We start from the raw sequence: 13,816 nt of genomic DNA, 5'->3' as shown, positions 1-13,816 counted from the left end.
TTCATTTTTTAATCAACAATGCCATAAAATTCAAAGAAAATCATTCTCTCATAGAAAACCCAATTCTTAAATAGAAATACTTTGCATCTTTTTCTGTTCATGGTACGCACGCAGGAAAGAAGCTTCAAAATAAGGTTTTGTTTAAAATGCGTCTGTTGGGAATAGAAACAAGTTGTGATGAAACGGCAGCGGCTGTCATTGAATACAACAATGAATCAAGCAGCCGAATTCTTTCCAATATTGTTTGGAGTCAAATTGATCATCATGCACCTTACGGCGGTGTTGTTCCTGAAATTGCTGCTCGTGCCCATGTTGAAATTCTTGATCATTTAATTCTGCAAGCCCTCACAGAAGCAAACACAACATTAAAAGATATTGATGGCATTGCAGCCACCAGTGGCCCCGGTTTGATAGGAGGGCTATTGGTAGGCGTTATGAGCGCAAAAGCACTCTCTCTTGCCACTGGAAAACCATTTATTGCCGTCAATCACTTAGAGGGACATGCTTTAACAGCTGTGTTAACGCACAATGTCAAGTTTCCTTATTTGTTACTTTTAGTTTCAGGGGGGCATACACAAACAATCCTTGTTCATGGAATAGGCAACTATCAACGTTTAGGTACTACCATTGATGATGCATTAGGAGAAGCCTTTGATAAAACTGCCAAACTTTTAGGTCTTCCTTATCCTGGTGGGCCAGCACTTGAAAAAGCAGCTTTATTGGGTGATAAAAATCGTATCCCTCTTCCACGACCTTTAAAAGGTGAAAAACGATTAGATTTTTCTTTTTCAGGTCTTAAAACGGCTGTGCGACAAGCCGCAACAGCCATAGCGCCTCTTACAGAAAATGATGTTGCTGACATTGCAGCAAGTTTTCAAGCCGCCGTGACCGATACAGTGCGTGATCGTGTTCATTTGGCTCTACAACACTTCACCAACCAATATCCTCTCTCTCATGATCAAGGAAAGCATTCTCCTGCTTTAGTTGTTGCAGGCGGCGTTGCCGCAAACCAAGCACTTCGCTCTACATTGCAAGAACTTGCCCATCAACATGGTTTTGGATTTATAGCCCCTCCTCTTTCCTTGTGTACCGATAATGCAGCAATGATTGCTTTTGCCGGTGCACAAAAGTTCGCACAAGGAGAAACAAGCTCTCTTGATATTGCTCCTCGCTCCCGCTGGCCATTAGATGAAAAAGCCATGCCCTTGATCGGAATGGGACGCCGTGGAACAAAAGCATAAGAAAATTGATTTCCCTCACCTTTCAAAAAACGAAGATTTTCACTCATTCCGGTCTGTAAATAATCCAGATTGTTATTGAATCAATCTCCCACCCACAAACGATTTTATCTGCTTCTTATTTCACAACAATTCACTGCACCCAAAGCGCAATACGCAAATTTAAATATTCACCACACATTCTAAAAACATTTCTTTTCAAGAAGACGACCTTATATCACCATACTTCAAATGACAGTATTTTATGGCATCATAAGACGAACCCTACCCCATCAAAGCATAATATGAAGCCCTCCTTTGCCATCTTCACCTTTAATCATCTATTTGTTTCACGACCATTGGAGTAACTTTTCAGAACTAATTTTCCTGCTAAGTTTTTCTAATGTAATGCGTCTCTCATGACTGCATTTCAAACCATAACCGAAAAGATGATTAAGCCTCTAAATAGCTCAGTAAGTCTATTCTCTGATACATTGATGTATTTTTCTGCTAAAAGATAAGAAAAATGCAATATTATCAATTGGATCATATTCCTCTATTACAAATTATTTTGAAACAAAAAATAGATAATGCCCGTTCTTTATTCCACTTTAAAAATCATCATTGATGATGTTACAAAGATGCTTATAAAAAAATGGACATAATGAATGCATAACAGTCTATGAAAAAGGTGAACACATGGCTTATTGGCTTTTTAAATCTGAACCCCATAAATGGTCATGGGAGATGCAAAAGAAAAAAGGTGCTGATGGCGAACAATGGGATGGTGTCCGTAATTATCAAGCCCGTAATAATATGCGCGCCATGAAATATGGCGATAAAGGTTTTTTTTATCACTCAAATAAAGGTTTAGAAATTGTAGGCATTGTTGAAATATGTGCTGAAGCACACCCTGATTCTACAAGCTCTGATCCTCGCTGGGAGTGTGTGGATATCCGTGCACTTTGTGACATGCCAACACCTGTTTCATTAAAACAAATTAAAGCCAATCCCAAACTGGCAAATATGGTGCTGGTCAATGCCAGCCGCTTATCAGTACAACCGGTGACAGAAGATGAATGGAAAGAAGTCTGTTTGATGGGCAATCTTAAAAAAGAAATCCTTTAATCTTAAAACAATAATTTTTTATTCATTAACGCATAGGAAAAGTCCCTCATAACGCAGAAGAACAAGCACAACGCATCCCTCAGCGTGTTCTCACACTAATATATTTTTCCTTGTTATTTTTTATTCTGCATCCTTTATCAATACAATTTCTCCTAAAATTGCACAAACACCCTGTTCATGATACATCTTTTCAGCATAGCTCAAGGGAAGGCTTACTCAGCGATTATAATGAACAACACCACAAGCACGATATCGACCATTTTGCATACAAATGCGATGAAAAAATAAATCTGAACGTAGATAAAAAACAATAAAAATAACCATGAAATTCTCCTCAACAGTGCCTATATGCTAGAATTACACAGTTCTCTTCACACTAAAAACGCATCATTTTGATTTATATCATATTGATTTATAAAGAGTGTTTATTATTTTGCACGTTGGATGAGAGCCCCTTCAGACCATAGAATTTCTCTCATTTCAAACCTGTTCCATGTTGAATCAATCAAAATCATGGCTTTTGCACGTTAAAAACAGAAAAGCCTGCGTGAATCAAAAACATGCCTCTTATAAAGAGTCTCAAATACCAAGGGTATCAACATTTTAGAGAAAAGTATATGATGGTGTCAGTTTGTTGCTCTATAATATAAGTATAAAGATGGTAGTCGCCAATGGAAAAAACACACCCCAGAGTATAAAACAACGCTTCCAATCAATGTATAAATATTCTGCGCACAACGCTACATTTTTTAGCAAGCAATCACAGAAATCATAAAAGTTCAGTTTTTAGAAACTCTCTTTTTTAATTTTCCTCTTTTAATTTTTCTTGCATGAAAGCTCATTTTTCATGAAACTACTCTTTACCAATCAGTGTATTAACATGCCTATAAGGAAAAACATGAACAACTATGCTCTTTTAATCGTTGAAGATGATGATCTGCGCCCCATTTTGGTAGAACAATTGCAAATGCATCAAGAATTTGAAATTTTCCAAACAAAAACAGCTGAAGGGGGAATGAAAATAGTCCAAGAAGAAAATATTGATCTTGCTATTTTGGGACTTGAACTTCCTGATCTTGATGGTCGCAAAGCCGTTAAACAATTACGCACCCAAGGATTTCGTGCCCCCATTATCATGATAACGAATAATGATACAGACTGCGATACCATTTTAGATCTTGAAACAGGCGCCAATGATTATGTGACAAAACCCTTTCGCTTTGCGGTGTTATTAGCGCGAATTCGAGCACAGTTACGCCAATATGAACAAAACGAAGACGCAATCTTGCATATCGGACCCTATACTTTTAAATTAAGACAAAAACTCCTTCTTGATCAATGCAACAATAAAATCTATCTCACAGAAAAAGAAGCAGCAATTCTCAAATGCCTCTATTATGCGAATGATAAAAATGTCAGCCGTGAAACATTATTAGAACAAGTTTGGGGTTATAATGAAAACGTTGTCACCCATACTTTAGAAACCCATATCTATCGTTTACGACAAAAAATCGAAAATGATCCCTCCAATGCACAAATTCTTATGACAGATCAAAATGGTTATCGTTTAAACCTCTAATTTGATATGAATCGTTTCAAAAATAATTTTAATATTCTCACTCTTCTTTGCATTAAAACAAAAGCGAGATGAAAAAAAACGCTCACATGCAATTTGGGTGGTCCCGTATAGAACTTTCCTTTATCAGCACTCTTATGACACAATACAAAAAAACAATCATAAAAATATTCTAACACAAAACCCGCACAAGAAATGCTTTTCACGATACACTTGGCAACTTCTGCTTCATATGTTTTTGCTCTCTTTAAAATTTTAAATATATTTCGCATACAAATAATTGTACTATCTTTTAGCAACATTCTTTATCGTAACCATCTTCTTTAGCATATTGATATTTATGATTGTTTTTTAAAGATACCGCTTTACGCACTGCTTTATCTCACATTTACTCGCCTAAATTGAGAGATATTTCTTATATTTTTGCGCCATCCTTTACTTATCTCCTCTTAAGAGACAGAATAATGAATTATATGATATGTTTATCCCAACAATAAAGAAAACCATTGAGCCCCACCATCTTTATGCTTAACAAAAGAGTAAGCCAGCACCATCACACATTTGAGCCTGCTCTAAAATGTTGGACAGCCCTACAAGCCCTTGGGAGAAGTCCATAAGAAGCATGTCCTTTCTTGTCCAATTTTTATCCACACAGGTTCTCCCTGCTTGTGACATACAAGCAAATAATTTTGTTTGATTCAATATGAGAATAATTTGAGATGAGAGAAGCCTCATACATTTGCGGTTCTTATGCCAATGACAAAATGATTAATGATCTTTATAAATTAAAATATTTCTTGTCTGTGGAGATAAAGCAGGAATAAAAACACGTCGCGACTGACGCCGCTGTACGAGCACGCCCTGATAAACACGTTTTTGTGCCTGACAGATTAAGAGTCCACCAAAATAAGGAAAAAGATAGCGTGCAAATGGCTCATAAAAAAATGAGAACAATCGCGACACATAACCTGTAGAGGGCATATAATGGACAATTTCTTCTATTGGTTCAGAAACGAAATTTGTTTTTTCAAACAAACGAGTAATCTGTTGCCGAGTATAGGGTTCGCCATAACCAAAGGGCGTGGTCGTATTGCGCGCCCAAAAACCAGAGCGATTAGGAACAATAACAATCAAGTGACCATTGGGGGCTAAAACCCGCCATATTTCATTCAACGTTTCAAATGAATTCTCTGTATATTCTAATGCATGGACCAATAAAATACAATCAACTGATGCATCAGGAAGCGGCAAATCTTCTTCAAAAACAAGCGCTGTAGCAACTTGCTCAACACAAGGCCAAGACGAAGCACCTTGTCTAGCTGGCATAAAAGCAAAACATTGTTGGGCACGTTCACGCAATGCAGAAAGATAGGGAAGCGTGTACCCCAACCCCATAACCCGTTTATCCGCAAGATCAGGCCACCACAAATTCAATTGGTCACACAGCGTCTTTTGCACGCGCAGTCCAAGTGCAGAAGCATAAAAATCTTTCAGTGTGACGATATCCAACTCAACATACCATGTAGAAATAAATTTCAAATATTACAGATTTTCATATACTAAACCTATATGGACTTCTACTCTTTCTCCGCAATAGCGAACATTTTAATATTTCACATTTTAAACTTAAATGATCAAAAAAAGCAGCGCAACAGGATGATTATTGCGTTACAAGCGTTTTAATCATTCTCTTTTGAGGTGAACTCCATAGAGGTTTTTCATACGCTGTTTCTGACATCAATTAAGAAAAAAACCAACAATTGGTTAATTAAAATGAAGCAACCTTTCAAGATAGTTTTTTTCTGCTTCTGGAATATGTTCCTTACCAAGGCGTTTGCGAATTTCATCCAAAATTTGCCGTGTACGCATTTGATCACTTTCTTGTGGAAGTGCCTTACCTTCTTGTCCTTCACCTGTTTTTGAAGAAAGTGGACGTCCTAACGGATCTTTCTGACCAGAATCAGCGTCTTGATCATTTCCTGTTTCTTTGAGTGTTTCACGCATTTTTTTCAAAACACTTTGGGCACCCTGCCGCAAAGATTCCAAAGCATCAGACTGATTTTGTATCGATGCTTGATGATTTCCATGATCAAGAGCATCTTTTGCAGAATTCATTTTTTCTTCTGCCCTTTTCAATGCCTCACCTGTTTCAAATCCCTGTTCTGATAATTCTTTTTCTAATGTTGATAATTCAGACTGCAATTCAGCTTGGCGTTTTTTTAAAGATTTTTTTTGTTTTTCCGGTACATTTTCCCCACGTTTTTGTTCCATCTCTAACTGATGTGTTTCATTGAGAATTTCTTGCTGACGACGCATTAAATCTCCAAGTTGGTCCATCTTTTCTTTCATTTGTGCAGATTGACTTTTTTCTCCCTCATTTTGATTGCCTTTTTGCACATGCAAATGGTCAAGCGTCTGTTCAATTTCCGCCAAGAGCTGTTCGGCTGCTAGAGAAGAGCCCGTCTTAGCCATTTCCTCAATGAGATTCAGCTTTTCTTGTAATGTATCTTCAGAAAGATTGGGACTTTTTAAGCTTTTAGAATTTTTAGAAACTTGACCATCTGGTGCTTTTTCAGCCAAAGCTTGAATATACGCATCCATAGCTTGACGTAAATCAGCCATAAGCCGTTCGATTTCCGCCGCTGGAGCACCATATCGCAGTGCATCACGTAAAGCAGCTTGTGCCTGTTTTAAATTTTTCTGCACGGATTCAAGCTGATACCCTTCAATACCTAAAGCAATCTGCCATAAATAGTCCACCACACCGCGCAAATCCTCTTCTGTTTGTGCCAAAGAAAGCCTTGTCCACGCACTTTGTAGAACGAGAAAATGCGCTGCATTTTGAAGCCCCTTTTCTGGACGCACAAACAAAGCAGAAAGCATATCCAATACACGCTCTCTCGCAGACACATCAAGAGCAAGTAAACGTCGTAATTCACTGACAGCACGCGCAACAGGATTTGAGAAAATACGCTGCGGTAATATCATAACAAAAGTTTTGCTACGCCCTTTCTGCCCTGCGCCATCTTCTGCCACCAAAGTAATTTTGACTTGCGAACCCGCCCATGGATGTGCTGATACATCGTATACTGTCCGCATTTTACCTTTTCCTCCCCGTGGAAGAAGAAGCTTTATTTCCGGTGCTTTATAAAGAGAAGAAGCATTTTTATTCTGAAAAAGAGGCTCTATTTCAACAAAAGCCTTTGTCACACCATAATCATCATCCAACATATACCGTAACTCTAACGACCCCGTTAAAATTCGCCCTGGTTTTTCCAGCCAATCAATTGTTGGAAACGCATCCTTAATCATCTGCAAATGCCACTGCTGTTTTTTACGACGTGATGATACAAACAAATCCATTGAATGCTTTAAATGAGTTTCAAAATGAACGATTGGATTTTCATTTTTCTCTGAAAACAAAACGTTTTGCCCTTCTTCTACAGTTTTTGCTTTGACTGTAACACCAGCCCCATTGACAACACGCACCACCACATCACTCCCTTCAGGAATTTCCAGTTGTGTCTTCTCATCTTTTGTCAAATAAATCGGTGCCATACCGGTATAAGCAGGGGGTGTTACCCAAGCATCAATCCGCATGAATTTTTCATCAACAACAGGACGAAAATCAAAAGCATCAGCCAAACGCCCCCCTCGTGAACCAAAAGAAAAGCTAAAAGCACACACAAAAAGGAGAACACACAAAGCTCTCAAAGCCAAAGGATCATAAGCCGCACTATTAAGAGAGATAAATCCAGTTTTTAAATGGACTAATTGTTTTGCCATTCGACGTTGATGCTCACGCCAAATAACAGCACTAAAATCCTCCTCATTTTCAGAACATAAATGATCTGTCTGAATATTCAAAGGTTGGTGTTTAAGATCATTAACGCGCTCAAGACGTTGATCCACTTCCCGCATTGTGGGAAACCGAAAACCAATAAGAAAAAATAAACTCACCCCAGCACAAACAAGCAAAACCCCAAGTAAGAACAAATGGAACCAATAGCCTAAAACGCCAAAGAGCCCCAACCAGCTAAACGAACAAAAGAGACTGAGAACAAGGAACAATGGCAACAACCGTACCCATATCCGTTCAAATGAAAGGATCCCCCACACCAAAATGCGCACACACAAAAGCTTCATTGCAAAGCCTTTGATGTTTTTATTTTTCACGAACAAGCATTCTTCCCCTTTTACCGCGGTGTATTAAGATCATAAAACCCATACAAGACAATTTCCAGAAAATAAATTGTTTCATCAAAGTTTAGTAAAAATAAGACCAAAAACATTTAAGAATGCTCAACCCAATCAGGAATATGATCACATTCCATCAATTGCGCATAATCAAGACGCGGGCGGATAACCGCATAACGCGTATCTTGAACGAGAACCTCAGGGATCAAAAGTCGACTATTATAAGTACTCGCCATCACAGCACCATAAGCCCCAGCTTGCGTAATTGCCAAAAGATCACCGGGAGCCAAAATCGGTAAACAACGATCTAATGCTAAATAATCACCGGTTTCACAAACGGAACCCACAATATCTGCACGAATAAGGGGAGCGTCTTTTGCTGCTTGTTTCACAAGGACAACATTCTGCCAAGCATCATAAATCGTTGGACGCATCAGATCATTCATCGCCGCATCCACAATAACAAAATTCCGCCCTTGTCCCTTTTTTAAATAGAGAACAGAGGTTACCAACACACCAGCTTGCCCCACGATGCTCCGCCCCGGCTCCACAACGATATCAATCCCTAAAGGAGCAATATGCTTCTTTACCAGCGCAGCATACTCAAAAGGAGAGGGTACAGTATATTGTTCACAACCATAGGCAATACCAAGCCCGCCGCCAATATCTATATGCGTTATTGCATAACCATCGCTCCACAATTGACGCACACAATCTGCAATAAGAAGAAAAGCCTCTTCAAACGGCTTTAAATCACAAATTTGACTGCCAATATGCATATCGATACCGCAAACCTGCAATCCAGGTAAAGAAGCAGCTTTTTTATAAGCCTCTCTTGCCAACAACAATGGAATACCAAACTTATTTTCAGATTTTCCGGTTGTAATTTTCTTATGAGTCTTTGCATCAACATCTGGATTAATGCGCAATGAAACACGCGCCATCTTTGACAGCGCAACAGCACGTTGCGACAACTGTTCAAGTTCCGGCTCTGATTCAACATTAAAACAATAAATATTCTGAGAAAGGGCAAAATCTATCTCTCTCACGGTTTTACCAACACCAGAATAAACAATACGATGCGCCGGAATACCAACAGCAAGGGCTCGCCGTAATTCACCTTCTGAAACCACATCAGCTCCCGCCCCATTTGCCGCTAAAAGCCGTAAAATTGCTTGATTAGAATTAGCTTTAACCGCATAAGCAATCAGACTAGGCATCCCTTGAAATGCCTTTTGATAATCCTTAAAACGTGTGACTAATGAATTGGCCGAATAACAATAAAAAGGTGTCCCCACCTCCTGCGCAAGATCAGTAAGCGAACAACCCTCAGCATAAAGCATACCTTGATGGTAGGGGAAAAAATTCATACTTTCCTCCTACTTTATCAAACGATCAAGAATAAAAGGTTGATCATCTTCACTTTTAGCAGCAGATGTTCCCTGCATAGACTTTTCCACACTTGTAAGAGGAGGTGCCTCCAATGACCCTTTACGCCCACAGCCAACGACACCCACGCCCCCCAAAAGGACAATCATCAACCCCTTTACTATAATTTTCATCTGTCCTCTTTCCTTATCTCGATCTCTTTATTACCTTTAAAATACAATCACTCAAGCGCTCACAAGACGCTTTTTCCAATATGCAATTTGCCGAAGAACCTCTGAAGGAGCTGTTCCCCCAAAGCTTTTGCGACTTTCAACAGACTTTTCAACAGTCAAAACATCAAAAAGCGTCGCATTGATATCAGGACAAATTGCTTGAAGTTCCCCTAATGATAGATCCTGAAGACGACACTGTTTTCTTTCTGCCAATGCCACAGCTTGCCCTGTCATATGATGTGCCTCACGAAAAGGAATCCCTAGTTCGCGAACAAGCCAATCAGCAAAATCCGTAGCTGTTGCATACCCTAAATCCGCTGCTTGTTTCATGGCTTTTTTATTCACTTCCAAATCAGCAATCATCCCTGTCATTGCTGCTAATGATAATTCCAAACTCAAAGCCCCATCAAACACATATTCTTTATCTTCTTGCATATCCTTTGAATAAGCAAGCGGTAATCCTTTCATCACCGTTAACAATCCCATAAGCGCCCCATTCAATCGACCTGCTTTCGCCCGGACTAACTCTGCCGCATCAGGATTTCTCTTTTGTGGCATAATAGACGAACCCATTGAAAAAGCATCTGACAAACGAATAAAACGAAACTGTTCACTTGACCAAAGGATTATTTCTTCTGCTAAACGTGAAAGATGCATCGCACAAAGAGCGCCAGCACTTAAAAATTCCAATGCAAAATCACGATCAGAAACACTATCAATCGAATTGCGCGTAGGTTCGCGAAAACCTAATGCTTGTGCTGTCATAAAGCGATCAATCGGAAAACTTGTTCCTGCCAAAGCCGCAGCCCCCAAAGGCGATTCATTCATTCGCTCAATAGCATCACGCATCCGCGATAAATCTCGACCAAACATCTCAACATAAGCCATCATGTAATGACCCAATGTTACAGGTTGAGCCAATTGTAAATGCGTAAAGCCTGGCATAAAGGTATTGACATGTTGTTCTGCAAGAGCAAGCAATTGCTTTATCAACTCTTTTAAAGCTTGTGCTATTTTCTGCAATGTCTCACGTACCCACAACCGAAAATCAACAGCCACTTGATCATTGCGTGAACGCGCCGTATGCAAACGCCCAGCAACAGGACCAATTAACGCGCTTAGTCGTGCTTCAATATTCATATGAATATCTTCAAGATTGCGTGAAAAAACAAATGTTCCTTCTTCAATTTCTTGTAAAATAATTTTTAAACCATGAGAAATTTTTTCATAATCAGACTGTAAAATAATCTTCGTTTGCGCTAACATCGCAGCATGAGAGAGCGAACCTTCAATATCTTGCCGATAGAGTTTTTGATCAACCTCAATTGAGGCGTTAATTTCTTCCACAACAGCAGCAGGTCCTGCGATAAACCTTCCTCCCCACATTTGGTTCTTTAACGTCTCATCTGTCATATTCTAAAAACACCGATAAAAAGGATAAAAATCATGATTCCTCAAAATATTAATAGCTCAAAGAAGAAAAACAAAAAGTGGCAAATCTTCATAGCATCCTTTTTTGTTGCCATTATCTTAATTGGTATCAGTTTATACGCAATAAAAAATCATCATGACAAGAGTGCCTTTTTTTCTTCTAACTTTATTTCAAAAGAAAATACCGAAAAAATACCAGACAAAAAAATGATGACAATCCAAAAAGCCGCAACAGGCTTTTTTGCTCACATGCGATTTATTGATACACCTTTAGATATGAACACGCTCTCTTTTAAGGATATTCAAGGAAAAGACCACACACTCACTGAATTTAACGGAAAACCGATACTCATCAATCTATGGGCTATCTGGTGCATGCCCTGCCGCATAGAAATGCCTGAACTGGCGCAATTAAAACGCGAATTGGGTGGAGAAAACTTCGACGTCATAGCAATTAATGTCGATAAAGCCGCTTCTCCTGAAAAAATTCAGCGATTTTTGCAAGATATTCATGCGGATAACTTAGTTTACTATCGCGATGAAACCATGAATATCTTTAACGACATGAGAAAACAAGGACTTGCTTTAGGACTCCCCATCACATTTCTCATTGATAAAAATGGTTATCTCATTGCTTCCTATAATGGCGCAGCGCCATGGGCCAATGATGATGCCAAAGCACTTATAAAAGCTGTCATGAAAGAAGGACAATAACCTAATAACCACGCCTTTTAAAACGTTGAATTACCAAATCCAATGCTGATAAAAAAGCAGAACGATCTTTACCACAAAAAGGACGTGGTCCTCCTGTAACATGCCCCTGCTCTCGCAAATTTTCCATCAAATTACGCATAACTAAGGCCTCACCGATTGAATTGTCATCAAAAATACGCCCCGTTGGCGAAAGACAAAGACCTCCAGACCGTACAACCCGTGCTGCTAAAGGGATATCACTGGTAATAACGATACTCGCCTCATGGACATGTTCTACAATCCAATCATCAGCACTATCAAGCCCATCAGAAACGACAATTCTTTCAATGAGTTCTTCGTGGGGAAGAGAAAGAAAACGGTTTGCGACAATAAATGTTTTAAGCTGATAACGATTCATAACACGATAAATTTCAGCTTTTACAGGACAGGCATCTGCATCAACCAATAAAGTAATGGCTGGTCTTATTTCTTGTCCCATCTTTTGACTTTCATGCGATCTACAAGTTTTTTCATTCATCGAGGAGATTGCCAATAATTACGATAAAACATTATTGCAGCGTTTATTTCACCTCCTAAAATAAAAATTGCGCTTAAGATGTAAAGAAAAATTATGGCAACCATAATAGACGCTAACCCCGCATAGGTTGAAATATAATCAAACATCGTTAAATATTGCGCAAAAGCAAGAGAAGCCATAAACCATACAAATATAGTTACCACGATTCCTGGTAAAATATCTATAAATTTCCGCTGTCCTGCTGGAAGCCATTTATGAACAATCAAAAGACTGATAAACAAAATAACGACTGCAATTGTATAACGCCATAAACGAATGATCCCAATATATTCATTCATAAAAAAAGAATTATTTTGCATAATTTTGATCAGCAAGGGCGATAAAATCAATAAAAAGCTCATCACAACAAGACCAAAAGCGCCAAGGATCACAAAAAACAAACTTTGAAAACGACAAAACAACAAACTCCGTTGATCCGTCACACGGTAAGCTTTATTTAAAGCCGTACGCAAAGCTTCTATTCCATTGGAAGCAAAATAAGCCGCTCCAATAACAGAAAGCGTCAACACACCTCCTTGATGGAGGGTTAAAACATTGACAATTTCCTGCGATAAAGGTTCAGCAATGACATCAGGCAATAACTGTATGAGCGCTTTAATTTTTTGCGGTGTATAGGTAAAAGCCCCGAGAAAACGAGCAAAAGATGTTCCAAAAATAAAAAAAGGGAAAAATGCCAAAAGACCCGATAGCGCAACATGGCTTGCGAAAGCACTTCCATTATCACGCCAATAATGACTTATTGCGTCACCCAAAACACGATAGCTATACCAAAAGATATTTCTTAACAAACCTCAATACTTTCTGGTAACACTCTTTTTTCAGTTATCTCATGCTTTATAAAAACCATCAAAACGTTAAAAACAAACATTTTTCAGTATAAAGGGCAATAATCCATGTCGTCAAGACTCACCCTATCCAAAAACTGAAAAGCCAACAAACTTTACCAATCAAGTGTATTCTGTTTGAAGCGTTTTATTTTACATGAGAGCCGCCTCCCCATTAAAAATACAAAAAAATAAAATCTGAGGCAGAATATTTCCATGAGTTCTTTTTCATGTTTTAACGCTTAAATTAAAAGAGAATAAACAGAAATGAGTTTTTACATTTACGCCTTTTATATTATTCTCAAATAAAGTTGTTTTCCCGCTTCAAAAGATAAATCAAACAAATAGAATATTCCCGCTCCAAACCGACATACAAAAACTAAAAAAACGAATACACTGAATCATCATAATATTTTTCTCAAACATGTTGCTACATGAGATTTGAATATTCGTTTACAATTGACAGCAAAATTACAAACTTTATGAAGAAAACAACATCATAAAATGAAAAATATATTGGCTATCGATTGGAGAATGCCCCCTGCTTTTTA

The 13,816-nt window shown here is 38.5% G+C and carries 11 protein-coding genes; 4 read left to right on the top strand and 7 right to left on the bottom strand.

The features are described 5' to 3' along the window. The first annotated feature begins 146 nt into the window (after window positions 1–146). The 3 genes from tsaD (at window position 147) to PVV66_RS01005 (ending at window position 3,924) form a co-directional block, all read left to right on the top strand. Window positions 147–1,241 (top strand): tRNA (adenosine(37)-N6)-threonylcarbamoyltransferase complex transferase subunit TsaD, encoded by a 1,095-nt coding sequence (tsaD, locus tag PVV66_RS01015; protein WP_273717364.1) that lies wholly within the window; start codon window positions 147–149, stop codon window positions 1,239–1,241. 675 nt (window positions 1,242–1,916) lie between these two features. After that, window positions 1,917–2,345 carry an EVE domain-containing protein gene (locus PVV66_RS01010; RefSeq protein WP_273717365.1) on the top strand — a complete coding sequence of 143 codons (429 nt, stop codon included), beginning with the start codon at window positions 1,917–1,919 and terminating at the stop codon, window positions 2,343–2,345. Window positions 2,346–3,243: 898 nt separating this feature from the next. Then, entirely contained in the window at window positions 3,244–3,924 is a 681-nt protein-coding gene (locus tag PVV66_RS01005; RefSeq protein WP_273717366.1) for a response regulator transcription factor, read from the top strand. A gap of 765 nt (window positions 3,925–4,689) precedes the next feature. Here PVV66_RS01005 and PVV66_RS01000 read toward each other — a convergent pair. From PVV66_RS01000 to argH, 5 genes are all read right to left on the bottom strand, one after another. Next, window positions 4,690–5,460, bottom strand: coding sequence for a class I SAM-dependent methyltransferase (locus PVV66_RS01000; protein ID WP_273717367.1), 771 nt, complete (start codon window positions 5,458–5,460; stop codon window positions 4,690–4,692). Between the two features lie 225 nt (window positions 5,461–5,685). Then, window positions 5,686–8,097, bottom strand: a complete 2,412-nt coding sequence (locus PVV66_RS00995) for a TIGR02302 family protein (RefSeq protein ID WP_273717368.1) — start codon at window positions 8,095–8,097, stop codon at window positions 5,686–5,688. A gap of 116 nt (window positions 8,098–8,213) precedes the next feature. After that, window positions 8,214–9,488, bottom strand: coding sequence for a diaminopimelate decarboxylase (lysA, locus tag PVV66_RS00990; protein ID WP_273717369.1), 1,275 nt, complete (start codon window positions 9,486–9,488; stop codon window positions 8,214–8,216). 9 nt (window positions 9,489–9,497) lie between these two features. Next, window positions 9,498–9,680, bottom strand: a complete 183-nt coding sequence (locus PVV66_RS00985) for a hypothetical protein (protein WP_273717370.1) — start codon at window positions 9,678–9,680, stop codon at window positions 9,498–9,500. Window positions 9,681–9,731: 51 nt separating this feature from the next. After that, a complete protein-coding gene (argH, locus tag PVV66_RS00980; protein WP_273717371.1) occupies window positions 9,732–11,132 on the bottom strand; it encodes an argininosuccinate lyase in 1,401 nt (466 codons plus the stop codon). Window positions 11,133–11,165: 33 nt separating this feature from the next. Between argH and PVV66_RS00975 the strand changes: the two genes are divergently transcribed. Next, entirely contained in the window at window positions 11,166–11,864 is a 699-nt protein-coding gene (locus tag PVV66_RS00975) for a TlpA disulfide reductase family protein (RefSeq protein ID WP_273717372.1), read from the top strand. 1 nt (window position 11,865) lies between these two features. Here the strand turns inward: PVV66_RS00975 and PVV66_RS00970 are convergent, their stop codons facing one another. Both PVV66_RS00970 and PVV66_RS00965 read right to left on the bottom strand, forming a co-directional pair. Then, on the bottom strand, window positions 11,866–12,342 hold the full coding sequence (locus PVV66_RS00970) for a YaiI/YqxD family protein (RefSeq protein WP_273717537.1): 477 nt from the start codon (window positions 12,340–12,342) through the stop codon (window positions 11,866–11,868). Window positions 12,343–12,377: 35 nt separating this feature from the next. After that, window positions 12,378–13,229, bottom strand: a complete 852-nt coding sequence (locus PVV66_RS00965) for a YihY/virulence factor BrkB family protein (RefSeq protein WP_273717373.1) — start codon at window positions 13,227–13,229, stop codon at window positions 12,378–12,380. Window positions 13,230–13,816: the final 587 nt, after the last annotated feature.

The organism is Bartonella sp. AU16XJBT (genome assembly GCF_028618665.1).
In the GTDB taxonomy this organism is placed as follows: domain Bacteria; phylum Pseudomonadota; class Alphaproteobacteria; order Rhizobiales; family Rhizobiaceae; genus Bartonella.
The sequence above is the reverse complement of the archived record's forward strand: the minus strand, read 5'-3'. Positions and strand labels throughout refer to the sequence as shown.

What these genes read in the sequence shown, in the direction of transcription:
- tsaD (WP_273717364.1), top strand. Translation starts at nt 147, where the DNA reads ATGCGTCTGTTGGGAATAGAAACAAGTTGTGATGAAACGGCAGCGGCT.
- PVV66_RS01010 (WP_273717365.1), top strand. Translation starts at nt 1,917, where the DNA reads ATGGCTTATTGGCTTTTTAAATCTGAACCCCATAAATGGTCATGGGAG.
- PVV66_RS01005 (WP_273717366.1), top strand. Translation starts at nt 3,244, where the DNA reads ATGAACAACTATGCTCTTTTAATCGTTGAAGATGATGATCTGCGCCCC.
- lysA (WP_273717369.1), bottom strand. Translation starts at nt 9,488, where the DNA reads ATGAATTTTTTCCCCTACCATCAAGGTATGCTTTATGCTGAGGGTTGT.
- PVV66_RS00985 (WP_273717370.1), bottom strand. Translation starts at nt 9,680, where the DNA reads ATGAAAATTATAGTAAAGGGGTTGATGATTGTCCTTTTGGGGGGCGTG.
- argH (WP_273717371.1), bottom strand. Translation starts at nt 11,132, where the DNA reads ATGACAGATGAGACGTTAAAGAACCAAATGTGGGGAGGAAGGTTTATC.
- PVV66_RS00975 (WP_273717372.1), top strand. Translation starts at nt 11,166, where the DNA reads ATGATTCCTCAAAATATTAATAGCTCAAAGAAGAAAAACAAAAAGTGG.
- PVV66_RS00970 (WP_273717537.1), bottom strand. Translation starts at nt 12,342, where the DNA reads ATGGGACAAGAAATAAGACCAGCCATTACTTTATTGGTTGATGCAGAT.